The organism is Nocardiopsis metallicus (assembly GCF_014201115.1).
In the GTDB taxonomy this organism is placed as follows: Bacteria; Actinomycetota; Actinomycetes; order Streptosporangiales; family Streptosporangiaceae; genus Nocardiopsis; species Nocardiopsis metallicus.
In genome coordinates this window covers 2807861-2833617 of sequence record NZ_JACHDO010000001.1, presented here as the reverse complement: position 1 = coordinate 2833617, position 25757 = coordinate 2807861, and the positions used below count along the sequence as shown (strand labels likewise).

Annotated in this window: 21 protein-coding genes; 13 read left to right on the top strand and 8 right to left on the bottom strand. The window is 66.3% G+C overall.

The features are described 5' to 3' along the window. The first annotated feature begins 77 nt into the window (after nucleotides 1–77). The 6 genes from HNR07_RS12100 (at nucleotide 78) to tnpC (ending at nucleotide 4918) form a co-directional block, all read left to right on the top strand. Entirely contained in the window at nucleotides 78–911 is an 834-nt protein-coding gene (locus tag HNR07_RS12100; protein ID WP_184365052.1) for a hypothetical protein, read from the top strand. Further along, nucleotides 908–1255: a hypothetical protein gene (locus tag HNR07_RS12095; RefSeq protein ID WP_184365051.1), complete on the top strand. Its 348-nt coding sequence runs from the start codon at nucleotides 908–910 to the stop codon at nucleotides 1253–1255. The genes HNR07_RS12100 and HNR07_RS12095 overlap by 4 nt, the downstream gene beginning before the upstream one ends. Then, the gene (locus tag HNR07_RS12090; protein ID WP_184365050.1) at nucleotides 1252–1449 is read left to right on the top strand and encodes a hypothetical protein; all 198 of its coding nucleotides are present in this window, start codon (nucleotides 1252–1254) and stop codon (nucleotides 1447–1449) included. Before HNR07_RS12095 ends, HNR07_RS12090 begins: the two co-directional genes overlap by 4 nt. Next, nucleotides 1442–2920 carry a hypothetical protein gene (locus HNR07_RS12085; RefSeq protein WP_184365049.1) on the top strand — a complete coding sequence of 493 codons (1479 nt, stop codon included), beginning with the start codon at nucleotides 1442–1444 and terminating at the stop codon, nucleotides 2918–2920. The genes HNR07_RS12090 and HNR07_RS12085 overlap by 8 nt, the downstream gene beginning before the upstream one ends. A gap of 37 nt (nucleotides 2921–2957) precedes the next feature. Continuing rightward, nucleotides 2958–3407, top strand: a complete 450-nt coding sequence (locus HNR07_RS12080) for a hypothetical protein (protein WP_184365048.1) — start codon at nucleotides 2958–2960, stop codon at nucleotides 3405–3407. Nucleotides 3408–3478: 71 nt separating this feature from the next. Next, nucleotides 3479–4918, top strand: coding sequence for an IS66 family transposase (gene tnpC / locus HNR07_RS12075; RefSeq protein ID WP_184360673.1), 1440 nt, complete (start codon nucleotides 3479–3481; stop codon nucleotides 4916–4918). A gap of 7 nt (nucleotides 4919–4925) precedes the next feature. On the opposite strand, the gene HNR07_RS12070 is transcribed toward tnpC, so the two are convergent. Further along, entirely contained in the window at nucleotides 4926–6182 is a 1257-nt protein-coding gene (locus HNR07_RS12070; protein ID WP_184365047.1) for a pentapeptide repeat-containing protein, read from the bottom strand. Between the two features lie 156 nt (nucleotides 6183–6338). On the opposite strand from HNR07_RS12070, the gene HNR07_RS12065 reads away from it, so the two are divergent. Both HNR07_RS12065 and HNR07_RS12060 read left to right on the top strand, forming a co-directional pair. Then, nucleotides 6339–6572 carry a hypothetical protein gene (locus tag HNR07_RS12065; protein ID WP_184365046.1) on the top strand — a complete coding sequence of 78 codons (234 nt, stop codon included), beginning with the start codon at nucleotides 6339–6341 and terminating at the stop codon, nucleotides 6570–6572. A gap of 1 nt (nucleotide 6573) precedes the next feature. Further along, complete coding sequence (locus tag HNR07_RS12060; RefSeq protein ID WP_184365045.1) at nucleotides 6574–7374, top strand: tyrosine-type recombinase/integrase; 801 nt, start codon at nucleotides 6574–6576, stop codon at nucleotides 7372–7374. A gap of 78 nt (nucleotides 7375–7452) precedes the next feature. On the opposite strand, the gene HNR07_RS12055 is transcribed toward HNR07_RS12060, so the two are convergent. After that, nucleotides 7453–8325, bottom strand: coding sequence for a methyl-accepting chemotaxis domain-containing protein (locus HNR07_RS12055; RefSeq protein ID WP_184365044.1), 873 nt, complete (start codon nucleotides 8323–8325; stop codon nucleotides 7453–7455). 445 nt (nucleotides 8326–8770) lie between these two features. Here HNR07_RS12055 and HNR07_RS12050 point away from each other — a divergent pair, with 445 nt between their 5' ends. The 5 genes from HNR07_RS12050 (at nucleotide 8771) to HNR07_RS12030 (ending at nucleotide 10878) form a co-directional block, all read left to right on the top strand. After that, complete coding sequence (locus tag HNR07_RS12050) at nucleotides 8771–9097, top strand: hypothetical protein (RefSeq protein ID WP_184365043.1); 327 nt, start codon at nucleotides 8771–8773, stop codon at nucleotides 9095–9097. A gap of 30 nt (nucleotides 9098–9127) precedes the next feature. Then, the gene (locus tag HNR07_RS12045) at nucleotides 9128–9349 is read left to right on the top strand and encodes a hypothetical protein (protein WP_184365042.1); all 222 of its coding nucleotides are present in this window, start codon (nucleotides 9128–9130) and stop codon (nucleotides 9347–9349) included. Between the two features lie 25 nt (nucleotides 9350–9374). Next, a complete protein-coding gene (locus HNR07_RS12040) occupies nucleotides 9375–9545 on the top strand; it encodes a hypothetical protein (RefSeq protein WP_184365041.1) in 171 nt (56 codons plus the stop codon). Nucleotides 9546–9655: 110 nt separating this feature from the next. After that, entirely contained in the window at nucleotides 9656–9853 is a 198-nt protein-coding gene (locus HNR07_RS12035; protein ID WP_184365040.1) for a hypothetical protein, read from the top strand. A 791-nt stretch (nucleotides 9854–10644) separates the two neighbouring features. Further along, entirely contained in the window at nucleotides 10645–10878 is a 234-nt protein-coding gene (locus HNR07_RS12030) for a hypothetical protein (RefSeq protein ID WP_184365039.1), read from the top strand. Between the two features lie 87 nt (nucleotides 10879–10965). Here HNR07_RS12030 and HNR07_RS12025 read toward each other — a convergent pair whose 3' ends face one another. From HNR07_RS12025 to HNR07_RS12000, 6 genes are all read right to left on the bottom strand, one after another. After that, on the bottom strand, nucleotides 10966–11331 hold the full coding sequence (locus HNR07_RS12025; protein WP_221318789.1) for an HU family DNA-binding protein: 366 nt from the start codon (nucleotides 11329–11331) through the stop codon (nucleotides 10966–10968). A gap of 84 nt (nucleotides 11332–11415) precedes the next feature. After that, nucleotides 11416–11763 (bottom strand): hypothetical protein, encoded by a 348-nt coding sequence (locus HNR07_RS12020; protein WP_184365038.1) that lies wholly within the window; start codon nucleotides 11761–11763, stop codon nucleotides 11416–11418. Nucleotides 11764–11801: 38 nt separating this feature from the next. Further along, nucleotides 11802–13577, bottom strand: a complete 1776-nt coding sequence (locus HNR07_RS12015; RefSeq protein ID WP_184365037.1) for a hypothetical protein — start codon at nucleotides 13575–13577, stop codon at nucleotides 11802–11804. Between the two features lies 1 nt (nucleotide 13578). Further along, nucleotides 13579–19161 (bottom strand): hypothetical protein, encoded by a 5583-nt coding sequence (locus HNR07_RS12010; protein WP_184365036.1) that lies wholly within the window; start codon nucleotides 19159–19161, stop codon nucleotides 13579–13581. Nucleotides 19162–19351: 190 nt separating this feature from the next. After that, nucleotides 19352–23392, bottom strand: a complete 4041-nt coding sequence (locus tag HNR07_RS12005) for a type IV secretory system conjugative DNA transfer family protein (RefSeq protein WP_184365035.1) — start codon at nucleotides 23390–23392, stop codon at nucleotides 19352–19354. Between the two features lie 115 nt (nucleotides 23393–23507). Next, nucleotides 23508–25598: a coiled-coil domain-containing protein gene (locus HNR07_RS12000; RefSeq protein WP_184365034.1), complete on the bottom strand. Its 2091-nt coding sequence runs from the start codon at nucleotides 25596–25598 to the stop codon at nucleotides 23508–23510. Nucleotides 25599–25757: the final 159 nt, after the last annotated feature.

Below are 25757 nucleotides of genomic sequence, written 5' to 3'. Positions count from 1 at the left end.
ACTCTTTCACCGACCGGGCCCAGACCTACGCCGACGTGGAGTGGCAAATCGGCGATCAGTTCAAGCCTCGACTGTCGATGCTCGAAGCCATCGCGAAGGTCAACAACACCCCCGTCGACCAGGCCCGCCTAGACCTGCTGCACCTGCGCACGAAGCACAACCGCAGCGCCTACCGGATCATGTCGGCCCTCAAGAAGCTCGGCCGCGATGACGCCCGACCCAACCTGCCCGAGCGCATCGCCGCCCTGCGCGCGAAGTGCCTCGACCTCCAGTCACAGTTGAGTGCCCCTGGCTACCACGGCGACCTAGACCGCTGGAACCTCGCGGCCTGCCCCCCGCCCGCCCCGCAGCACGGGGCGGGCCCACCCGCAGAGAAGACCTCCTGCCACACCGACCCCACTACGGGAGCCTGTCGTGCTCCGCTCCTGGGGGCCGGGAGACGTCCATCATCAAGCTCCCCTACCGGGACGACTGGGACTGCCCCGACACCGCGCCAACGAGAACTTGTCGAGCACCAACCTGCCCACCCTGCGCAAAACGATCGGAGACAGCCGATGATGACCGACCGCTGGCGCACAGGACGCCGCAACCCCCACGCCCTCGACCCGCACACACAATCTGACGGAACCCGGCCCCTCCTGGCCGACGACGGCGAACCCATCGCCCACGTCCGCTACTGGGCGGGCGGCCTGCACGACGACACTGGCAGCGCCGAACAGACCGGCCACCACCTCGTTCTGTGGACCCGCCGGGCCGCGTACACCACCGCGCGCCTGCTCGAATACACCGACCAGGCCATGGGGGACACGGCACCGTACCCGCGGCACACCCCGGACGGTGCCGTGTGGAACGAGACGGTAGCCCTGTGCCGGGCGCTCCTCAACGAACCCCGGCAGGAGAGCCGCCGGTGACCGACGAAGAAGTCCGCCAGCTCGTTGTCCACCCGGCCCTGTGGCCCACCCTCACCGACTGGCTGAACAGCAAGGGCCTGGACGTCACCCAGATCAGCCCGGCCGGTGAGGACCTGGCCACGTACACCGTCAGCCCCCGCACTCTCGGCCCGGCGGTGTGCCGGTCGCTCCGCTGTCCCCGGCCGGTGGTCAACTCCGCCGGGTTCTGCTGCCACGGCTGTGCCGCGCATTCCCGGTTCGGTGGGGAACTGCTGCACGGGGCCCGGTGCGATGACGCGAACCCCGCAGTGAAGGGTATCCCCGCCGACCGCGAGAACCGCGCTCCCCAGAAGGACATCCCTTGACGATCCCTGACCCCGCGAAGGTCGACGAGTACATGCGGACAGCCGAGCAACAGCTCCGCAACACCGACTTCCACCGCGGTGACGCCGCCGAACGCTCATCTGTGGCCCACGTCTGGCTGGACATGGCCAGACTCCAGCACGAGCGCGTCCGCGACTACGCGACCCTCACGAAGGAGACCTCGACCGATGTCTGACCCCACCGCCCCCAGTGACGAGGGCGCCCGCGCCGACATCCTCCGATGGGCCGCCCACCAACTCCGCCAGGTCCCCGTCGAGTGCACTGCCCTGACCGGCCCGGTCTGGTACGGGGCGGGGTGGAAGGACGCCACTGACCACCTGGAAGACCTGGCGGACGGGGAAGCCCACACCCCAGGTGATCATGACGAACGCTCCCCCCTGTACGAACGGATCGCCGCGGCCGTGCTCACCGTGCCCATCCGGCTCGGCCCGGCCACCATTCGCAACGCCCAGGCCGGGCAGAACGTCACCCGTCTGTCCGGCAGCGAGGCCGACCATGTCGCCCAGGTGGTGATGGACGTGCTCGCGAACAGGGCCGACACGCCGGGGGAGGGGCATGACCCGCGGACCGAGGTCGAAGCGCACTGGGGTGGTGAACCGGAACAGCTCATCGCCGCGTGGGAGGCCGACCGGGTTCAGTGGCGGTCCCTGGTTCGGGAACTGGAGGAAGAGAACCAGCGGCTCCGGAAGCAGTCCGCCCAGCGGTGGACGGCGTGGCGGTCCGCGTGCGCCCGCGCGAAAGAAGCCCGCGAGAACGAGCAGATGGAACGCTACTTCGCCCGCGAGTTCGGCGGGGACGTGATCCGGCTCCGCCGCCAGCTCACCCAAACCGGGGACTGGCGGGACGCCTACAACGAACTCTGCTCACGGCTCGCGTTCCACCTGGGCATGGTGAACCCCACTGGGGTGGGCGACCGCCAGGTGGAGGAACGAGTCCGGGACCTGAAAGCGGATGCCGCGACCGCCCGGGAAGCTGGCCGCCGGGAGGGCATGGCCGAGGTCGTCGCGCACCTGGACGACGTGGCTGCCGGTGCCCGCGCGGGGAAGGCCGCCGCCCACCCGGAACGCGCCGAACGAATGGGGCCCACCCGGTGGTGCCTGGTGACCGGCACAGCGCACTGGCTCGCAGCCCAGTACGCGCACGGGGAAGGGCTGCCGGTGCCTGACGCGACTGCCCGTGTGAAAGGGCTGGAGGCTGAGCTGCGCTGGGAACAGGGCCGCCACGCCTCGGAGGTGGTCAACCTCCGCGAGGAAGCAGCCGGGTGGAAACGCTGCTACGTCGCCCGGGAGCGGTGGGCCCACCAGCTTCAGCGTGAACTGTACGACCTGAAGATGACCAGCCGCCGCCGGGAGCTGACCCTGGTGGACCGGCTACGGCGCCGCGGTGAACACCTCAACCGGGTGCGGACCAACCACACACTTGCTGAGCTGGGGCTGGCACACCTGGCCGGTCTGCTGGACTGCGCTACCCGGTTTCAGGTCGGCTCGGCCGTCATCACCCCGCACAGGCAGGGGTGGCGGTGCGCGTGGCCGGACCCTGCCTGGCCCAGCGACCTTGACCAGGCCCCGGCCCTGACCGAGGACTTCCCGGATCTGCTGGGCGCGATCATCCACGCCGACAACCTCCAGGCGCCCGACCGGACTTGAGCAGATCGGCCTGGCACACCCGCAACTGTTGGTGTTCGTGGAGATGACGCTGCTTCTGGCCTCGGCGATGTCAGTGGTCGCCCGCATCAGCCGGGGCCTCAGTACCCGTTTCTTCTCCATTTTCGGTGGAGTTCGGTTGCCACCGATCAGGAAGTACGACGACTCCTGGCTTTCCGCTTGCAACCACTTCGAGCAGATTGGTGGGGCACACACCTACAGTGTGAAGGAAGCGCACCTCCCCGCGGATGAATCTCGCCTGGTCGAAGGACACCGTCCCGCTTCTGAACCCGGCCTGGTCGAAGGACACCGATCCGCCTCTGAACCCCGACCGGCGGAAGGAAACCGTTCCGGCGGCGAACTCGGCCCGGTCGAAGGACACCGTTCCGCTGGTGAATTTGGCTCCGTCGAAGGAAACCCTTCCTCCGGTGAATTTGACAACGTCAAGGGAAACTCTCCCTCCTGTGAACTCGGCGCTTTCGAAAGGTGACTGTTCAGGTCTCTCGGGCGGGTTGATCGGTTTGCCTGCGCGGCACGCGCCTAGCCTGTAACGATGAGCCCGTGACCTCCTCCGACCAGCCCGCGCCCTCCTACGAGGAGCTCGCCGCGCTGGTCGTTGAGCAGGCAGCCACGATCACCCAACTCCGCGCTGATCTGTCCCAAGCCAACGAGCGCATCGCCGAGCTTCAAGCCCGACTGGACAGCGACTCCACGAACTCCTCCAAGCCTTCCTCCACGGACCCCTTCGTCAAGCCGAAGCCGAAGTCCCAGCGCCGCCGCACCGGCCGCAAACCCGGCGGGCAACCCGGCCACCCAGGCCAAACGCGCGCCCAAACCCCGGACCCCGACCACGTGCTGGAACACCACCCCCACACCTGCGGTGGGTGCGGAGGAGACCTGGCCGGATCCGAGCAGACCGGGCTGGTGCGCCGCCAGGTCGTGGACCTGCCCCCCATCAAACCCACGGTGACCGAGCACCAGATGATCGAGCACACCTGCGCCTGCGGGGAGCGCACCCGAGCCAGCGCCCCCGAGGGGATCAACGCTCCGGTCCAGTTCGGAGCGAACGTGCGCGCGATGATCTGCTACCTGTACCTGGGCCAGTTCCTGTCCGCCAAGCGCACCGCCCAAGCCCTGTCGGACCTGGTGGGATGCCCCGTGTCGGCGGGCACAGTCGTGGACACCGCACGCCGGGCCGCCACCGCGTTGGAGGCCTTCACTCGCGCCGCCACCGAGGAGATCGCTTCCGCCCAGGTGGCGCACTTCGACGAGACCTCGCTGCGGGTGGGCGGGGGCCTGGTGTGGGTGCATTCGGCCTCCACCGGCAAGTGGAGCCTGCTGAGCGCCCACCCCAAACGCGGCACCGTGGGGATGGACGCCGCCGGGGTCCTGCCCGCCTTCGCTGGGTTGGCGGTCCATGACGCCTGGGCCCCCTATGACACCTATAAGGGTGTGGCCGCTCATGTGTTGTGCAACGCCCACCTGCTGCGCGAGTTGCAAGCGGTCCAGGACGCGGCTGGGGAGGGGGTGTGGTGCTGGGCCGGGCAGGCCGCTGACGCGCTGCGTCAGATGAAGCGCCTGGTCGATGCGCACCTGGCCACGGTCTCCTCGCTGGAGGGAATCGACACCGTGCGTTTGGACGGGCTGGGTCACCAGTGGCGCAGCGCGGTGGCCATCGGCCTGGCCCAGACTTCGGGCCGGGAGTCCAAGCTGGTGGCCAAGTTCCACGCGTTGGCCAGGCGGATGCGCGACCGGGAAGCGGATTACCTGCGGTTCACGGTCGATGAGCGGGCCCCGTTCGACAACAACGCGGCCGAGCGCGAGGTGCGGATGGTCAAGGTCCGCCAGAAGGTCTCGGGGTGCTTACGGTCCCTGGCCGGGGCCGAGTGGTTCTGCGCGGTGCGCTCCTATATCGCGACCGCCGCCAAGCACGGTATTGGCATGTTCGACGCCCTGGTCCACCTGGCCCAGGGCGAGTGCTGGATGCCCGAAACAGCTTGAGTCTTCTTCAGGACACCTGAACAGTCACTTCGAAAGAAACAACCCCGTCGGTGAATGCGGACCCGAAAAAGCCAACCTTCCCGCCTATGAACTCGGCTCGGATAAAGGACACCCTCCCTCCGACGAACTTAGTATTCCGGAAAGACACCGTTCCGCTGGTGAATTTGGCTCCGTCGAAGGAAACCCTTCCTCCGGTGAAATGAGCCCCGGACAGGTTGCCACCATCAAAGACAACACCGCTGAAGTCAAAGTTCTTGCCACGCCAGCGCGTGTCCTTCAGCAAGCGGTCACCGATGATCCGGATGACTGTGTGCCGCACCTCGCGCAGCCCGCTGAAAGCGAGGCGTTCGGCCCGGTTGTCCTTGACCTCCTGGAGTGAAGTGTTGCTCGGCAGGAGGGTTTCTCCAGTTGCTTCGGCTTCCGCGATGTCCTGTCCGTCTAGATCTCCCCTCCACCGTTTTGGAGGCGGGTCGTATGGCATGCGCAGGTAGGCGCACAGCACGTCGATGACCATCTGCACCAGGTCCTCGCGCCCCTCGGGGGCGTCGTCGGCCAGGTGGGCGAGGGCATGAACGCCAGCCAGGCGGACCGCTGCGTGTTCACTGCCTAGTTGCTCGCTGGCCGTGGTGAAGCGTTCGGTGAACAGCTTGGTGGTCTCGCGATCGGAGGCGCGTTCAGCGCGCACGTTGGCTGCTTCGGCGCGGACGGCGTCGGCTTCGGTGGTGCGCTGGCGCCGGTAGTGGATCACCAGCAGTGCTACACCGCCCAGGCCCGCCACCACGGCGAAGGCCCGGGTCGCGATCGAGTCCAAGGCCCTGGGCGGTAGCTGGTCTGGGGGAAGCGGGGTAGGCGCACCCATCACCCACCATGCCCCGGCGACGATCAGCGTCACCAAACCGATCGCCACCGCCCAGGCCACGCCAATCACCGACGCCAGTCGAGCCTCCTCGACCCACTTACGGAGCCCCAGGGGCATCCCATGCAGGATGGCCCAGATGATCCCGATCAGCGCGGCCGTGCACAGAGTGAGCCGCCCGGCGTGGGGGAGGGACCAGAACGCGTCCCACCCACGGGCGGCCAGCGGCCAGCCCGCCACCACGAAGACGACCAACCCTACGACGACCACAGAGCAGCGAACCGGGTTCTTCTGGACACGCGTGACCAGCGCGTCCCGTCTACGGGCGAACTCAGTCAGGGCGAGCCGGGGGCGGGTCCGCGCGAGGGGCGGAGGAGTGTCGGGTGAAGGCGGGGTCTCGGGGGGCATGACGGCACGGTAGCCAAACCCCCGCAGTCCTGGGGAGGTATCGCCGGAACTGGCCACCGAAGCTGGTAGGGGCAAGACGGCCTGTGAGAGCGAGGCCAACACCCCTCACCTGCGGATGTGCCGAGTGTGGGGTTACCGGCTGAAATTATCGAACGTATGGACGAAAAACCCCCGGAGTGCACCACGCTCACCCCTGGCCCTGTACCCGCCCGACTGCCCCAACCCAGCGGATTCATCCACAACCTCCGCCGGTTCACCGCGTGGCTGTTCGGCATGGTCGCCCTCACCCTGTGTGGAGCAGGCATCTGGCACGCCGACTGGACATACCTGTGGCTGCCCGTGCCCGCCATCGTCGCCGCCCTGGTCACCGACCCCGGAAAGGGCATGTGACATGGCCGGAGCACTCATCATCGGCGCCCCGATCCTCGCCGGTCTCGTCATCACCCTTGCCTTGTGGGGCCACCACACGAGCCGCGCCCGCGACCGTGGTACGGGCCTGCGCATCGAGTACTCCTCCGACACCCCCGGCGGGCCCCTGAGCTTCGCGAGCATCGCACCCCTGGGCGAAGCCACTGTACTCGTGGGACTGATCACTCAAGAGCGCCACGCCATGCTTGTGCGTATGGTGGAAGGCAGCGTTGATGAGACCGAAGCCAGGCCCTATACCGCCCCGACCAGGACGGATAACCCCATGACCACAGGCCACGAGGTCCCACAGGTCCGAGCACTCGCGCCCGATGAGATCGGCCGCTTCCTGAACGCCGTCTCACACCTGCCCCAGGCTCGGGACCGCGCTATCTGCCGCCTGCTCCTCCACGCCGGGCTGCGCACGAGCGAACTCATCGCCCTGAACACCCACCACGTCCATCAGAAGGTCGTCCATGTTCCCGCGGTCAAGACCCCCGCCAGGGTCGTGACGATCACCGACGAGGCGACCCTTACCGACCTCTCCGCCGTCTTGGACGAACGTGAACCCGACTCACGGATCATCCACCGCCTCTTCATCACCCACGCCGGAGAGCGGATGTCCGCAACCATGGTGGCGAACCTCATCCGCCGCACTGCCCAGCACGCAGGCCTCAAAGCAGGCCCGGCCACGCTGCGTCACACCTACAGGGAAACCCTGGTCCGCGGGGAAACTTCGCCGGACGTGGTGGCTGAGCGCATGGGGCACGCCCCGGCCCTGACCTGACAACCCCACGGAGGACACCAAAAGCCCGCAATGACCGGTGCCGCTCAGCGACCGTCCCGCTGAGCGCCACCTCTACGCCTACAACTCGCCACCCAGGTGGCCGAGCATCGGCGCCTCATCGTGGACCTTCTCGGTGCCCCGAGCGGTCTTCCACTGCACATACTCAACCACTCGCTCCATGATCATCCGGAACTGGTCGATCTGTCGGTCATCCGTGTAGTCGGATTGAACGCCCATGAAGTCATTGTTAGAAGCGAGCATGGGAAAACGCCTCGGTTCGGCACGGGCTCGCGCTCGATCCCGCTTCTGCTCCTGCAACAACGCGATGCCTGCCTTGCGTTCGTCGTATTCCTGCTTAGCGTCAGAGAACTCAAACTCCAGGAACCCGCCTCCGAGCACCTCATCCGCATTCACTCGACGCTCCTGCTCGTAGTACCTCACAGTGGCTTCCACCTTGTGAGCGGTGTGGTCGCCCTTGTTCGTCAGCCGGTACACACCCGGCTCCACGAACTCGCCTTCCCAGCGCACGTCGTGCCGCTCGGTTTCCCGCTCGTTTTGCTGCTTGAACAGGTCGTTGGCTTCCTTTGCGAGGTCGTTCGCTGCCCGAGCGATGTCGTTCGCCTCGATCGCTGCTTCCTTCGCTCCCTCGCCCGTGGTGAGCGCTCGCTCAGCGACCTCGTTCGCCTGCCGAGCGAGCGCTTCCATCCGCTCAGCGATCCCGTTCGCCTTCTCCGCGAGCGTGTTCGAGCCACGAGCGATCCGGTTCGCTTCCTCGGCCGCCGCCTTCGCGTCCTCAGCGACCTCCCGAGACGCCTTGTTCTGCTTGAGCACCCACAGCGACACCAGGATCGCAGCGAGGGGCATCAGGTCGGTCCATGTGAACGTCGACCTCGCCCGCCCCCACACCGTCACCGCAACGTCGCCCAGCCAGGCGAGCACATCCGCGCCCACAGCACCTCCACGTGTCCTATGCCCGCACTCCAGCAGGCCGAGCATCAGGCTAGAACGCCACGGTGACACCCCTACACATACTGCGCATTCCATGCGCCCCAGGGCATGACAACTGTGAACACGGTGTCCTATGGCTACTCTGAGGCCCCCTCACCCCCTTGGCGTGGCCGGACGGCACACGAAGCGAGGCCGGACCGGATGGGTCATACCGAGGAGAACGCCCTGGAAGACGCGATTGAGGAGGGTGAAGACGAAGAGGAGTAATGGAACACCTAGCCCACCCTCTGGCCCGCCCACCCGGCCGAAACTGGATCAACGAGGCGATCAATGAATGGGAGGACGGCGCCATCAGCATCCGAGCCGTCCTTACCGGTGCCTACCAGCAGTGGATCGGCAACGACTACCCCGCCCCTGACCCGATCGCACAAACCCTACGGAGACCCCAATGCCGCGCACCGTCGACCACATCGTCCACACCCACCAGATCGCCCGCCAACGCCTCGCCCAGGGTCTTCCTGTCTGGGCCCGCGACATCAACCTGCGCGACGTCTTCCATAACGAACGCCTCACCTTCGAGGAAGGCCGCGACGCCATCGTCAAGCGCCTCAAGAACACCCTCTTGTGCCAGCAGGCCGACGTCGCCGAGTTCAACGGCGTCTACGAAACCATCAACGACCTCGGCCACGCCGAAGACCAGGAAGAGTTCGACGGCTGGCGGGACGAGCTGTACGACCTCGCCGACACCGACCGCGTCAACATCCGCACCCGCTGACCCGCCTGACAACGACCCAAGGAGAACCCGATGCTGCGTAACACCGACCACATCCAGCCCGGCCGCGAATTCTACAACCTGCACCCGCTCGACCAGACCCACCTGCTGGTGGCCGCCTACGACGGCGGCGATCGTGTCGACGTCACCGACACCAATGGGAAGCGCCCCCGCAACATCCTCGCCTCCAGCCTCCGACCGGACACGACCAAGCCCAACGGCGAGCCGTACAAGACCGGCTACGCCCCCGCCTGACCGCCTGACCAACGAAGGAGACCGCATGGCACGCAACATCACCAGCGACGGTTACCGCTTCTACATCAACGGCGAACCCTCCAACGCCGTCGTCGCCCACAAGGCCCTCGTCGAGGACCTCGGCATGGCCGACCGGGCCGAGCGCATAGAACTCCTCGTATCCATCAAGCAGATCCCCCAGGAGACCCCTCGATGAGTGCCCGAACCGCAAGCGTCTGCATCCTCACCTGCGACCACCCCGGCTGCCCCCGGATGGTCGACCAGCCCGAAACATGACTACTGCCCCGAGCACGGGGAGGAGAAGCCGTGAACGCCTACACCCCGCAGGCTGGCGACCTCGTCCGTGACCACGACGGTGAAATCTGGTTCGTGTTCGCGTGCGAGGCGTACCCCGACAACCTGTACGGCATCAACGCCCACTACGACCCTGGACTGGCCGGACAACCCATCCACGCCTTGGAAACCAACTGGGGGCCGCTCCGCCTGGAACACAGGCCCACCTGACCTCGCCCACGACGAAGGCCTCCCCTGCGCTCATCAGCCACACCCGGCCCTGCCGGGCCACCTACCAACTTACGGAGCGCCACAGGTTTCGCCTTAGCGATCGTGTCCGCACCACCATCACCCTCACCTCCGCCCCGGGCTTCCCACCCGAGCACGCCATCCCTGCGGGCTCCCTCGTAACCATCACCAGCATCAACGACCGCGGCGAGTACATCGTCGTGATCGACGACCACGTCTACACCGAGGGTCTGAACTTCTCCGCGGGCGAGATTGAGGCCATCTGATGCCCATCTGCATCACTCCGTCCGGTCACACTTCACTGCCCCGGCGATCAGGGATGGGTATTACCCAGTGGTCACCCATGCCCTAGTTGCACTGCCCTGAAGCCCCGGTACCATTCACACCTCGTTGAGTCCATGGTTGATTCCTCTTCTATATAATGCCCATTTAGTGGATCATTGAATGTATGGAAGGATGGGTGATGAACCAGGATGAAATCGACGCCGACGGGGGAGGGGGCAGCCGAGCGGGCCGTCGGGCAGAGGAGCCCGAAGCAGCGGCTGCGCTGGCCGCTGGCCGCCATGATCGTCGTCGCGTTCGCGTGGCGTCTGCTACGTGGTGGTGCGCATCGACCTGCTCGCCCCACTCCTGGCCTAGGTCCCTTCGGTCAAGGCCTTCGTGGCCTGGTGCATCGAGGATCCCTGGTGCGATTGGAGGGCCGTCATCGTCTTTTTCCTGTCCAACCTCGGCATTTTCGCGATCCTCGAAGAGGACCTGGGGGTGAGGTTCTGATGCTCCGCAATTCCCGCTTCATCGTCGGCCTCTGTGTACTGGTTGGCGTCTCCATCGCAGGTGTGATCGCCTGGGTCACCGGCTTCTTCTCCCGCCTCGCCGCCGACGTCTGGGGCCGACTCCTGGACGCCATCGACGGCTTGAGCGCCAGCGGCCTCCTGGCCGCTGTCGGAGTCGGCGCCGCGATGCTCGCCATCGTCCTCATCGCCGTCATAGCCATCACGGACCACTGAGTCCGCTCAGAACAGGTAGGAGCCCCGAGGGATCGTTCCTCGGGGCTCCGTTTTTCTCTCTGTCGGTTGAGTGGCTCTCCGTGGCCCTCACACCACGGCGAACTCGCGCCGGGTCTCCGTGATTCCGTCGAGCACGCCGTGGCAGGCGTCGAGGCTGCGGTTGACGCTGCGCGAGGCGGAGAACTTCAGCACCGAGTAGTCGCTGACGCTCTCCTTGCCGAAGCGGACCTTGTGCCCCTTGTGGTCCTGCCTGTAGAACCGACCGAAGCCATTGAGCACGACCACGTCGCCTCCGGCCACGGAGTCGATGAGCTCACCCATGAGCGCTTGGTGGGCCTGGCTCATCGTCTTGATCGACAGCCCCGACCTCCTCGCCGCGCGTGAGATGAATTCGCGCTTGTTGATGCGCCGGCTCGTCCCTGTTTCCATGGCCTGCCCACTGCTCCTCGACATCGCATCCTTCCCTGAAAGCCAGTCTGTCCGACTCGAATGACGATGCGCAGGACCCCCAAAGTCCTGTTCATCGTCGATGAATAGTCATTCCATCTCCGGCCCCAAATCGCTGGACTGCTTGTCACGGTACGACACCGACTCGACCCGCACCTCGCCGTCATCTCCCGTGATCACGCGGTCCTTCCTGTTGTCGAAGGCCTCCTGCTCCTTGATTCGATGAGCGGCCTGGAGCCGGGCCTGCACATTCATCTGCCCGAACTCCATCATCGAGCTCAGCGACTGCTTTAACCCCGTCTTCATCACCCCCTGCCGCCGCTGCATCGCCTGGCGCTGCTGGGACCACCGGGCCCGGTCGTCAGGCTTGACGTAGCCGAACATCTCAGCGAACTTCGAGCCCCGCTCGTTGCGCTGCTGCATCGCGTCTTCCGACATCTCTCCTACCTCTCCTCTCGCGCTTCATCCCCGACCCCTCAGACCGGCTGGGGATCCTCATGGGCGGTGTCGTAGTCCCGAGCCGACTCATACGCCGGGCCCCCGTCGGCTCCGGCGTAGTACTGTCGCGGCTTCGCCTTCATCGCAACGATGAAGTCCCGCGGATTGTCCGCGGCGTCCTTGAGCACCGCCTTCCAGTCGGAGCCGAACCGCTTGTGCATGAGGTCCTTGACCTCCGGGCACTGCTCGGCGACCTCGTCCATGGCGTTGGCATAGGCCATCGAGTACGCCGCCCGCTGGGCCTCAGGTTCGACGCCGTCGACGGTCATCGTCGCCATCATCACCTCGGATTGCTCGACGGCCATGCGCACGCCGGCGGGGGCCCCGCGCAGGTCCATGCCCTGCATGCGTCCGGCAAAGCCAGCCATGTACCCGATGGTCATCTCCCGAAAGTGCTTGCCGTCGGCCCTGCCGTCCTTCATGTCCTTGCTCACCGCGTCGGCGAACGAGATCCGCATCGTCTCGGAGATCGCCGAGCTGTGCTCATCGCGCGTCATCGGCGGGCGCAGGGAGAAGGTCGCCTCACGCGGCATCCTGGCCCCGATGTGGTTCACCCAGCCCCCGCGCCACTGCTCATCCCGGACCCCGGTGGCTTCGTCGATGCGGTAGTCCTTGATGATTCGTCCATGGGCGGTGCCCTTGAACATCGTCCACAGCTCCGGCTCGTGCTCCATCCGCGCCCCGACCATCTTCTTGACCCGGTCGACGACGTCCTGGCGTTCGAGGCCGTCGTCCTCGAACTGGGCCCACAGGTGCGAGCGCAGCTCCTTGTAGGACTGGTAGATCTCCTGCGATTCCGTCTCCGGGTTCCGCATCTGGACGAAGGCGTTCTCCATCAGACCCAGCTCCGTCAGAGCCGCCGACTCCGGGGTGTAGAGCTGCCGCTGGCCGCGCTCACGATAAAGCAGGTCGTCGTAGCGCTTGCGCCACTTCCTCGACAGCTGGGCGCGCGCGTCGGTCGAGCCGACCAGCCGTGCCCTCTTCTCCTCGTCGACGACCCCGCTGAAGAAGTCCCGGCGGCGCTCGATGCCCTTCTCGACCGCGCCGACCCTCGAGCGGGTCTTGGTGTCGATGCGGTCCTGGATCTTCTCCCTGAGCCGGTCGACGTGCGGGCGGACCTGGTCGCGGAAGTCTTCAGACAGCAGCGCCATCGACATCATCATCCCCACGGCCTGGATGACCGAGTTGGTGTTGACCCCGCGCGAGAGCGGGCGCAGACAGCCCTGCACCATCATCTGCACGTAGACCTGCTGCATGGCGTCGAGCTGCTTGGCCGCCTTCTCCTCGGTGAAGCCGGGCACGAAGATCTGCGAGCGCCTGAGGGAGTCGAGGTACTCCTCTCCGGCCAGCCTCGCTTCGCTGCGCAGCTTGAACAACTGTTCGCGCTCGCTCGCCTTCGGGTCGTCGGTCGCCGCCCGTTCCTCGTCCCTGGCCCGCTGCTCCTCGTGAACAACGATCGTGGCCTGCACGCTCTCGCTGAAGAACTCTCGCGCCTTCCTCCTGCTCTCCTCCCAGGCGCGGCGGGCCCTCTGGCCGGTCGTCGGCCGCTCCTCGGTGGACTCGGCATCGATCGGTGCCTCGTCGGCCGGTCCCGGCCTTGGGGGGTAGACCGTTCCGGGGCCGGGGGGCGGCTGCGCCTGGGTCCTCTCGGCCGCCCACTCGTCGGCGTCGATCCGCCCCTGCCCGTCTACGGTCATAGGCGTGCGGCCCACCGGCACCGTTTCCACGTCTCCCAGGCGCTTGCGCTCGCTCATGTCACAACCCCATTCCTTCGTCGTGCTCGCCTGCCACGGGCTGCTTGATGTCGATCGAGGGTGTGTACTCCGGCCGGCCGCCGACGACCACGGCCTGGGCTGAGCGGCGATTCACCTGGCGTGTGCGCGCCTGGTCGACGCTGTCGGCGAGCACGTCGCGCTTGAGTATGGCTCTCTTCACCGCCGGTGCTTCGACGCCCGTCTCGGCCTCGGTCGACCAGGTCCGCGCTCGGGCCGTGGGGGCCGGGGCGAACTGCTCGTTACCCGGTCCGTCGTAGACGTTCTCCCGGGCTGCGGCCGCGGCCACAAGGGTCTCGAAGTCACCGCCGTAGGCCATACGGTCCATGACGGTGCCGACCAGCGATTTGTCTTCCTCGAGGTTGCGCACCAGGCCCGTGTCCGAGTCGGTGAGGGCCTCGGCCACCCGCTGGACGTACTCGGGGTTGACCCGCACGTTGAAGCCGTCGGGGGCTTCGTAGAAGGTCTGGAACTGTTCGGCCCACTCCGCGGTGCTCGCCCGCACCGGCTCGCCCTCGACGAACTCGGGCTTCCACTGCCCAACGCCGACGTGTTCGAGCTTTCGGCCCCGCCACAGATCGCGCCCCGGGCCCTGGAGCATCTCGTACTTGTGTCGAGCCTCGTCCGCGTCGTGCTTGGCCTGGAGAATCGACTGCGTCACCGGGTAGGTGACCTCGAGGACGGCCTTGAGGTCCTCCCCCCTCAGCGCGCGCACCGCCCGCTGGCTGTAGGATCCGCCGAGGCCGGTGCCGTGAGCCTTGATCGCCGTGGCGAACATCGATGCCTCTTGGTCGGCCTTCGTGATGCCCGGCTCCCCGTGGTCGACGTCGTGCCAGTCACCGGCGTCGTCGACCCGCAGGCCGAACTTCTCGGCGTAAGAAGCCAGTTTCCCGAGGCTGCCCTTGGCCCCGGTGTCGACGCAGACGGCCTTGACGCTCTCGACGTGGTTGTAGGCGCTGGAGAAGTCCAGGGCCGAGCCGAACTCGCGTGACTGGGCACTGCGGTAGAGGTTGGAGAGCTGTTCGGTGACGTCGAGGCGGCGGACGGCGATCGACTCGGCCGACTCTCCGCCGCGCTCGGCGGCCAGCAGCAGGTTCGCCTCCGACCTCAAGATGTTGAACTCCTCGGCCAATTCTGGGGCCTTCGACACCGCGACCTGGGTGTCGAGCGCGACGTGCATCGCCAGTGGGTGCGTCCCATCAGGGCCGACGACGCCGGTGTCAAGCAGGTTCGCCGACACCGAGAACTTGGCCATCGCCTCGTCCTTGGCCGCCTGTGAGTGGAGCTTGACCACCGCCACGGCGTCGCCGTCGAAGTCGCCGTCGAAGCATTTGTCCATCACCGGGTTGATCGCCGCGCCGGTCAGCCGCTCGTCGAGAGCCACGCGCAGGTAGCGCACGCCCGAGTCGCGCAGGACAGGGTCGCGCCAGACCAGGGCGTGATCGCCCTCTTCGAGGCCGAGCCGGGCTGCCTTGTCCGGCGACAGCGCCACCTGATCGATGTCCAGCCTGGGGTCGGCCGTCCACACCATCGTCGCCGAGTCCGACAGCCGCGAAGCCATCAGCCCGGTCTTGAAGACGTTGTTCTTGCCGGTGAGTACCCGCGAGGTCACATCGGTGGTGATCGCTTCGAAGGAACGCTGGGCCCGCTGGACAGTCGTTGACATGTCCGCCAATAGCTTCGAGCGCTTGTCGTTGGTGAGTTGCTCGTTCGCGAGCTTCTCCTGCATGAACCGGTACCGGCAGGACTCGACGAAAACCTGCTGGTAAGACCGGGTGTAGTCGTGCATCACCGAGGTTCCGTCATCGAACTCCTGGCCGCTGCGCAGGTGCGAGGAGAGCACGGGCAACTTCCAGCTGGTCACCGAGGCCTGTTCGGTCTGCTCGCCGGTGGGGAAGGTCAGGGCGAAAGGCAATTCGAGGTCGCCCCCGCGGTCGCCGATGAGGTCGCCGAAGGACTTGCGCATCGCTGCGGTGTTCAGCCCTGGCGTCCGGGTCGATCTGCCTGGCTTCGTGCGGACGAGCTCAGGCATCGGGATGAACCGGCGCGCCGGCGACTCCTCGCCGGGCTCGGCCTGGCCGACCACCCGCAGCGCTCCGTCGGCGTCCATGTCGAGGCCCGCCACCCGCAGGTACTCGCGCACGTTCGACTCCGGGCCGGTGTTGTGCCCGTAGAACTCCCGCATGATCGCCGGGCAGCCCTTCGACCCCAGCGCCCATGCGAGCTGACTCGAGGCTTTACGGCCGTGTCCGGCCTGGATCGCCTCGTCGTCGTAGATCTTCGTCTTTTCGTCGACGGCCATGTGGGTGACCACGAAGCGCATCTGGCCCACACCAGCCTTGGCCGCAACACTCGAAAACTCGCTGAGCCTCTTCCCGCGCATCGCCGGAGCCTTCAGGGTCTCGACGTCGCCGGCCATGAGCTCTCGGGCCGATCCTGCGTTGCGGCGCGAGATCAGCGAGAACGGGCTCATCACCACGTCCATCTGCGGGTTCTCGCGAAACCATGCGACCTCCTCGGCAATATCCTGTGCCTCGGCGTCCTCGATACTCATCGACCGATCGACGACGAGCGAGACCACGCCCTTGTTGCCGTGCAGGTCGGAGAGCTTGTCGCCGACAACGAGGGGGCGCAGCTGCCCTTTGGCGCCGCGGATCTGGTGGGCCGCGGCGAACTCCTTGGACACGACGATCGGGTCGTCGGCCGTCCAGCCGCCGAAGGTCATCATCGCCGTGCCCGCAGGCTCGGTCACCTTTGACGACTGCATGATCGTCGAGGCCGTCATCTGCTGACGGTCGAAGGGGTCGTAGGCCAAAGTCTCCAGCTCGGACCGGGTCATGAGTGGGGCGCGGGCACCGGTGAGGGTTTCTGGGTCGCCGGGTACGATCGAGCCGTCGGGGGAGACCTCAGCGTCGGTCGTGAGGTAGCGGACGATGCCCTGGTTGGTCGCCCCGCCGGTCATCACGGGGTCGAAGTAGCCCTTTGGTGCAGGGACGCGGTTAGCGCCGGTACCGGTGAGCACCGTCATGTTCCGCCCGCCGGTGAGTGCCCAGGCGTCGAAGTGGTTGTCGTCGGCCGGGTCGGTGCGGTCCCGCCCGGCCCGGTACTCGGCGTAGACGGTCGAGCCGGCCTTGACCTCATTGCTGTAGCGGATTCGTTTCGCCTCGGTCGACAGGATCGTCTCGATCCACGGGTCCACGCGGGAGCTGACCTCGCCAGTGGCGGGGTCGATGCTCAGCACGGTGGCTCGCTCGATGAAGTCGGTTGGGTACTTGGTGCCGTAGAGCTGCGAGTAGACACCGTTGAGACTCGATGGCTCGCCGACATCGCTGCGGGTGGCCACGAGGTCGCCGGCGATCTGGTGGGCGATGCGCTCGTGGACGAGCTGTTCGTAGCCGCGCAGCACTGTACGCTCCTCGACCGAGGTCGGCCGCTGCCCTGGCGTCGGGGCCCGAATCCGTGCCTGGTAACCAGGCACGATGAGCGCGTTCTCGCCGGAGGCGAACCGCGTGACGATCTCGCCGTGGTCACCGACGTCGAAGACCTGCCCGATCTGGCCCGACACCGGTACCCGCGACCCGCCGCGGCGCTGCTTCTCGGCGGTGTAGGAGATCACGCCCTTGTCGTCGATGAGGATCGGGCCGGGCGCAGTGCCCGAGCGGGCCAGCGAGTCGTGGACGGTCGTGCCGACGCGCTGGATGAACTCCGACGGGTGAGCCTCGATCGGCACGGCCGTCTCGGCGTTGAAACGGACCATCCGGTCTTTGAACCGCGTGGTCTGGAAGCCGGTACCCATCATCTCGGCCGGATCGACCTCGGCCCGGCGCAGCGCCGCGGCGAGGTTGTCGAGGTTCGACCACTGGCCGACCGAGCTGGTCATGTACTTGGCCACTCGGCTCGGGTCGAAGCGCTGGTCGACCCACTCACCGTCGATCTGGTGGGTCTCGGCCTCCCAAGTGCCGATGAGTTCGAAGGGCACGTCGGCCGCGTGGTCACGGATGACCTCCTCGGGCGAGCCACCGTAGACGAGGTTGCCCAGGCCAGCCTCGGCGGACTCGCCAATGGCCTCGAGCCTGTCGGCGTACATCTCCTCGGTCGCACCCGGTCGCAGCAGCGAGGTCTGCTCTCCGGTGAGCACGTCCCAGTAGGAGCGTTGGATCGCGGCGACCTCGGCGTCGGCTGAGTACTCCGGGGGTTCGAACTCGACGAGGTTGAGGCCTTGCGAGCGCTGGGCGTGGAACGAGTCGATGATGCCCTCGACGTCGAGGGCCGACTGGAGGTTCACCCGCGCCGACTCCACAGCCGCCCGGCCGTAGGCCTCGGCCGACTCGGTGTCGACGAAGTAGGTCGGCAGTGTCCGCGAGGTGTTCTCCCGCCGCAGCAGGACCTTCGAGCCTGAGCCGCGCGCGTAGTCGTCGACGACGAACATCGACTCCTTGTCGGTGTAGTAGGCATCGGGGACCTCGACAGGGCCCGAGCGGCTCGACTCGGTGTGCGTGGCGCCCAGCACCCCGACAGTTGCTCCCGGGATGTCTTTGCGCCCGACGGACTGCCCCTGGGCGAAGCGCAGTAGGGCAACGGCCTCGTCGGGGCTCGCCGAGTGCAGGGCCACGCCGCCCTTGACCCAGTGGTTGGTGCTGTAGCGCGAGACCAGGCCGTTGTCGTAGATGCGGGCCCCGGCGAAGTCCTCGGACTCTCGGGACTCGGTGAGGCGGATCTCCAGGCCCGTGTCCGCCAGGACGGCCTTGATCTGGCCGGGGTTGATGTCACGGACGACCTCGTAGGCGGTGCCCTGGGCCTTGAGCTCGTCGAGCACGGCCACGGAACGGGCCACGGCGGCCTGGGACATGAAGCGGTTGCGGTCGATGCGCCCGGTGTGCGGATCCCGTCCGCCGTCGAGGACCCAGCCGCGGACCTGGTTGTACTCGGCCTCGCTCATCTTGTCCATGAAGGCGGTCAGCCCCGAGGCGTCGTCGTAGATCATCGCCCGACCAGCCTCGACGGCCTTGCCATCATCGATGCGCCACAGCATCGCGTTGCCGTGCTGTGGGGCCGCGACCCGGCCGACCTCGCCGCCGGTCATCTTCGTCACGACCTCGTCGGGTAGATAGGACAGCGCGGTGCCCCCACGCTTGACCGTCGCCCGCTCGGCCCACTCGGGGTCGTAGGGGCTGATCGGCAGCCGCGCCGACTTCGGGTTCGTCTCACCGCCGACGCCGGTGGCCCGGCTGAAGTCCCGCTGCAGCGCTCGGTAGCGCTCGTCGGCAGCGGAATGGTTGCCGAACTGGGGCTCGTAGTCGCGCACCGACTCGCCCAGTGCCTGATCGATGGCGCTCAGGCAGTCCCGGATACCCAGCTTGGGATGGGCCAGGCGCTGTGCCGTCGCTGGCAGACCCTCTGCCTCAGGGATCTCCGGGAGCCCGGCGAGGATCCCGTCGACCCGGGACCGGATGGCTTTGGCCTGGGAGATCGGCACGATCTCCGACGTCTGCTCGCGAGCGTGGTCGATGGCCTGGTGGAAGACGAATTCGTAGAAGTACCTCCGCAGGCCGTGCGCAGACTTCATGTCTCTGCCTCCTCTGGGGCTACGGGTTACATGATCATGTATAGCCCATTCGACTGACCATTGACAATCATCGGTGACTGCTTTGAATAAGCATCTCAGTCACTATTGATCGCCGATCCCCCTAAGCCCCAGAGACGACCGAACGCCCCCGGCCGCGTCCAGCCCGGGAGCGCCCCTCATCGACACCGCGCTACGCCGGATGGGTCTCCTGGCGCATCTCAACGGCCATGGCCCGGTCGAACGCCCCCTCGGCGAGCACTTCCCACGACTCCAGTGAAGCGAGGTACTGGTAGAAGGCCGCGTGGATCTTCACTGTCGCCAGGCTGCGCAGGTCTTCCTCGGTCAGCTCCTGCTCGGCGAAGGCCCTGGAGTCCTTGTCATCGAGGTGCCCGTTGATCCGCTGGGCCGCCTCGGAGTACGTCGCCGAGCGCACCGGCGAGATGTAGGCCACCGACCCGTCGGCGCTGCGCAGCTCACCATCGCCGCCGACCGAGAAGTGCTCATCGTCGTGCTGCATCTCGAGCATCACGTGCTTGTAGGCCTCGGCCAGCGGCACGTCGAGCGTTTTGAGCTTGGCCGCGCCGTTGCGGTGTACGAGCATCCCCTTGCTCACCAGCCCCTCGGCGTAGATGAGCTCCTCACGCCTGGACTCGTCGGCCTCGAGGTCGTGGACCTCGGCGGCCAGCTCGACGTTCTCGATCCACTGGTCGTCGTCGGTCATGATCGAGGCCTCGTAGTCGTCCGGGTCCATCATCACCGCCGCATCGGGGTCCAGGCCCTCGTCCTTGGCCGCCAGGCCGCGGATGATCTCCATAACCTCGTCGGCGTAGAGGTCGGGATCGAGACGGGCGATCTCGATGTCCTCATAGCCGTAGGCGTCCTGGTACTGCTGCTTGGCCTCGGCGGCCCACATCGCCTGGGAGATCCGCTTGTCCAGCAGCTTCTTGAAGTCCGGCTGATTGAGCTTGACGTCGAAGTCGACGGCCGTCGACAGGGTCGGGATCGTCTGCAGTGTGTACTCGTCGTGGCCGGCGTGACGGATCGTGTTCTTGAACAGCCGCCAGCTCATCGGCAGTATCGTCTCGTTGCGGTTCCACACCGGCGCGTCGCCGGCGCGGAAGACGATGCTGTTGCGCTCGGGGATGAAGTACATGTCGTTGAACTTGATGAGCGGCTCCTCCTGTGCGCTCATCGTGTATGACACGGCCCCCTGCGTCTTGCCACCGATGACCTTGTTCATGTCCTGCGTGATCTGCTTGGAGTCGCGGTAGACCCGATGGGTCTTGCCGCTCATCTTCTCCAGGGTCTCGAGCATCGAGTCGTCGGTCGACTTGAGGAAGATGATGTTCGAGGTGTTGCCCTGGACGATCTTGTCCACGGAGTCCCCGTAGACGTCGCGCAGCTGCTGCAGGGTCTGAAGGATGAGCGTGAACTGTTGCTCTTGGCCGAGGCCGATGGACAACATCGTTTGGAAGCTCTGGATACCCTCGCCGTCACTGGACAGGTTGCCGAGTTCGTCGAGCATGAACCGGGTCTTGTACAGCGGCTTCTGGTTGCTCTTGGTCATGTAGCTCTTGTCGAAGTTGAGGTCGACGAGCTGTTTGATGAGGATGAGCACGATCTGGGCGTACTGGGTCAGGTGCGGCGGTGTCACCAGGAACACCGCCTTGGTCTTCTCCGAGTACCGCACCATCGTCTGCTGGATCGCCCGCGCCCTGCCCTGGACCCGCTCGGGCACGACCGAGTCGGCCAGATTGAGCTTGTCCTGCGGGTACGTCGTGTTCGACGGCTCGAACGACAGGATCGTCCCGTTGGCCTTGCCGCCCTCGCGTACCGGGCGCAGCTCGCGGATGACGCCGTCCTTGACGATCTTCTCGCCGGTGACCTGTTCCTTGACGAAGTGCCGGCCGTTGAGCGAAAGCTGGTAGCTCTTCTTGAAGTGGAAGTAGAAGGTGCGCACCAGCATCTGCTTCTGGGCGTCGACGAGCTCGAGCTTGACCCAGGCCTCGTCGGTGGGGAACTTTCCCTCGAAGTAGTACCGGGCCCAGCCCTCGGGGGTGACGACGTCCTGATGCTCGAAGTCCTTGCCCAGCGACTCGGAGAACATGGGGTCGGAATAGGCCGACCACTTCGCCAGCATCTCGCGCATGAGGTTGTCGCGTTTGAGGTAGTTCTGCGAGAACCGCACGCCCATCCGCCGCGGGAAGGACAGACTGCCGAGGTCGGTCGTCTGCGACGGCCGACCCGAGGTCAGGCGCGAGATCGTCGGGTCGGAGAAGAACGACATCGCGGTCAGGGCGATGCCGTAGACGCTCGCGATCATCTTCTCGGCTCCGGCCATCGCACGCAGCGCGTTGTCGGCGTTGCCGATGAGGGTGCGCACCGTGTTGGTTGGCAGGGCCGCCGTGGCGTTGAAGTACAGCGTGAGCATGTCCTGCTCGGGCTTGCCCTCCCACAGCGGCGACTGCGCCTCGACCCGGCGCTGTTCGGCCTGCAGGCCCTCCTCGTCGTTGTCGAACTCGCCCTTCTTCACCCGCTTCTCGAGCTCGACCTCCGGGTTCTTCATCTTCTTCGACGTCAGCTGGACGAACATCTGGTAGCAGTTGTAGAGCGTGACCTTGCCCCACATCTCGTCGAGGCGCTGCTCGAGGACCTCCGGGGGCATGTCGGTGGCCATGGTGAACTCGCGCAGCTCCCGCTCCTCCTCCATGTAGACGTCGATGAGGCCGTAGGCCGCGCGTTTGAATGAGTTTCCGGCGGCCTTGGGCCACACCGGATCCTCCCCGCCGGAGACGGGGAAGAAGACGTCGCTGATGTTCTCCACGTACTGGGCGCACTTGGTCGACTCGCCCTCTCGGGCGGCGTCGGCGGCCATGCCCAGCGGGTTGTTGATGTTCGTCTTCACCGGGTTGATGAGGTTGAACTGGACCGGCTCAAACCCGCGCATGACGAAGGGCACGTAGTTCTTGACCAACAGCTCGCCCTTGGGGTCATTGATGATCATGTTCGACGGCCGCTTCTCCCGGCTCCACATGTCCAGGGTCGGCTCGATGATCGTCTGGCCTTTGCCGCCTCGGGTGATCGCCAGGACCATGGTGTTCACCGGAGCGGTGTCGACAATGTAGGCCCCGGCCGGGCGCTGGACCTCGTAGTCGGGGAACGTCCAGTCGTCCTTGATCAGGTCGGCGACGGTCTTGTATTTCCCGAGTTTCTCCCGCGCCTTGCCGTCCGGGTTGTACGGGATGACGGTGGTGTCGAAGCGCTTCCGCAGCGGCTTGCCGTCGCCGCCCTTGACGTCGGGGACGCCGGATGCTTCGAACAGGGCCTCGCCGAAGTCTTCGTCGATGAGTGGGACGGTCCGGGTCTTGACGTTGCCGTCGGTGTCCTCAAGGGGGTCGCCGGCGTAGTAGAGGATCTCGCCGTCCTCGTCGATGATGTCGTCCTCGGCCCGCTCGACGAGATCAACGGTACCCAGGCCCTTCTTCTTGAGCATGGTGTGGCTGATGACTGACGAGACCTGCACGGCCGAATGCGCACCGGCGTCGGGGAAGTAGTCGAACTTCTCCATGATCTCTTCGGGCAGCGCGATGTGCTGGTCGTTCTGGTGCTGGTTGATGTCGTCGGTGTCGTGCATGAGGTTCTCGGCGCTGACCCGTCGGGTCACCAGGGTCGAGATGACCAGGGCCACGGCCAGTCCTGTGCCTACCGTCATGAACAGCTTGAAGCCGGTCACGGTTGCCAGCTGGGCCCCGACGGTCGTTGTCGCGGGCTCATCGGTGCCCCTCGTCTCGGACTCGCCCTGGTACGAGTCCGGCTTCGGCACCTCTTCGGCGCTGCCGTAGCACTTCCCGCCGGGGGCTGGCGATCCGGTCTCGTCGGTCTGCTTGTAGCAGGTCACCGACTTTCCGCCCTCGCTGACCTGGGTTTTGACGTAGTAGGGCTGTTCGGCCGGAGCGCCTATGCTGACCCCGCTCAGGGCGCCGGAGACGCTGATGAAGAGAGTGGCCAGGATCGAGTAGACCAGCCATGCCAGCGCGAAGACGGCGGTGCCGGTGATGGCCGCCCCGATGAATCCTGGGGTGCGCGAGCGCCGGGTGCCCAGTGTCGATCGGTCGAGCTGCTGGCCACCGTGTACGTCCCTGTTGCTCAGCGTCTCGTCCGGCCGTCTGGCCCTGATCTTTTCCCAGGTGGAGGCGGTGGGCCGCTTGGCCCGCAGTGCTTTCAGTCCCATGGCGTGCGAATCCTGTCCTGCGTTCTCGGATGCCCTTCTGATGCCGACGGCGGTGCTCCGGGTGGACCGGGCACCGCCGTGGCTTTCCGTCCCGTGTGCTTCGTTGCCCCTGCCCTCAGTTGGTCACGAGCGTCCCTGCGATGAATCCGACCCCCAGACCGAGGATCACGCCGCCGACGATGATGCTCAGGATGAGCCAGCTCGCGTGCCGCTGAAGCACCGCGAAGCGCTCGAGATTCTTGTCGGCGGCGTCCCGATCGGCCATGACTGCCTGCAGACGTCGCTCGGCGAACTCCGTGGCGCGGTTCTCGATCGCCGCGTTCTCCTCGCGCAGGGCCTGGACCTGCTTGGTCAACGTCTCGGTCTTGGCTCGCTCCACCGACAAGTCCTTGCCCCACTCGGCGTCGCGCTCCTTGATCTTCGTGATCGCCGCCTGGTGGGCGAGGTCGAGTTCTTCCTCGGTCCGGCGAATCCGGTCGGCGTGCTCGGCTCGTTGGGCCTCGAGCGCGGCGGCATGCTCGGACCGGGCCGCAGCCAGCTCGTCGGTGCGCGCCAGCTGCTCGGCCAGGGCTTCGGTCCGGGCGATGTCATCGCCGCGGTGATCGGCGACGATCCGGCCGATCTCGTCCTTCCAGCGGTCCAGACGATCCTGCTCGGCAGCGAGGTTCTCGTTCTGCCGCTCGGCGAGCACCTTGAAGATCTGCGTCTGGCCGACCTGGAGCTTGAGGCTGGCGTCGTTGCGCCGGATCCGCAGGATCTCCTGCAGATCGTGGGTGTAAGCGTTGCTCATCTCCCGATCGATCTCGACGACCGCATCGGCTTGCTGCCTCTCGACCCGGGTCTTGTTGCGTTCCCGGTAGTGGGCCTCGGCGTCCTTCGCGGCCTTCTCCGCGAGCACCTTCACGTGCTCCTCGTAGCCGGTGACGATCCGGGCCTTGGCCTTGCGGACCTTCTCGTCCTTCTCCGAGACCCTCTCGGCATGCTTGGCCTCGATGCTGTCCATGAGCTGCTTGTAGCGGCTGTCCTCGCGATCGGTGGCCACCACGCGGATGACCTGCTCGATGTGCGTGGACATGAGATTGACGTAGAGGGCTCGCAGCTCGTCCTCGTGCTGATAGCGCAGACCGGCCAGGTCGGCGTTGGCCTGCCGACTGAGCTGGGCGACCTGGTCGCCCAGCCACTCGCTCGCGCCCTCGGGCACCTCGAGCTGGACAGCCGGGGCCCCGATCGAGAACGTGCGGTTGAACTCGTCGAGTCGAATGCCCAGATCCAGGTCCTCGGGCAGGAAACGCCGAGCCAGACCGTCGCGGACGGTCTCCTGATCGTCGGCGTAGACGCCCTCGGTTGCCTCGGCAGACATCGGTTCGTCCACGGCGGTGTCGTCTTCGTCGATCTCTTCGATGCCGAAGCCCTCGTCCCCGGGGCCCTCCGTCGCCACGGAAGCTTCGGAGGCCGGTGCGGGCTCGCCGATCGGCTCCGGCTCGGGGACCTGGAAGTCGGGCTCTTCGTCGGTGTCCAGGTCGTCGAAGACCGGCGCATCATCATCGTTATCAGTGGGGGAGTCGTCCTCGTTCGGCGAAGCGAAGATCTCGTCGCTGTCCTCGTCCGCGGGCGTGTCCACGATGTCCGTCGCCTGCGTCGGATCAGAGGCCGGGGCATCGGCGGGGTTGGCGCCCGACAGCCCCGAATGGTCGGCCCAGGCCTGCCGTCCCACCGCCTGCTCGAGGCTGAGGGTGCCAGCGGCGATCTGCTGTGTCTGCGGGAAGGTCGCATCACCGACGAACTCGACGTGCAGGTCCCCCTCACCGGTCTCCCAGACCACGGCCCAGGAGTACTCAGCTTCTGTGAGCAGCGAGTACTCGTCCATCCGCTGGAGCGTGGAGACGGTTGGGATGACGCCGAAGACCTCTTCAGCGAGCATCTCTGCGGTGGCGACGGTCTCGATCGCGTCATTCTCGATGAGTTTGATGATCGAGCCCTTGGCCTCGTCTCGGCTCTGGCGGCGGCTGAGCCCGCCGACGGCCTCAGAGGACAGGCCGAGCATCACCCAAGCGGTCCCGGAGGGGAAAGCGAACTTCTCGTTCTTCTTGAGCAGGTCCACGACCCCCGCCGTCGCGGTCTCGTGTACGACCGAGGACAGCAGTTCGTCCGGCTTCTTCTTGCGCTCTTTCTTGCGTTTGGCCGCCGTCATGCCCGGAATGGCCATGGATGTCGATCCCCTCACTGGACGAAACATAGTACGACTGGTTGATTAACGATCCTATCGTTCGCGTCAGTCAATGGACAATGAAAGATCCATTGCATGGCGTCATGGGATGAGCGACGTTCTGCTGTGCGTGGCCCCGAGCCGCACCCTTGATGGATC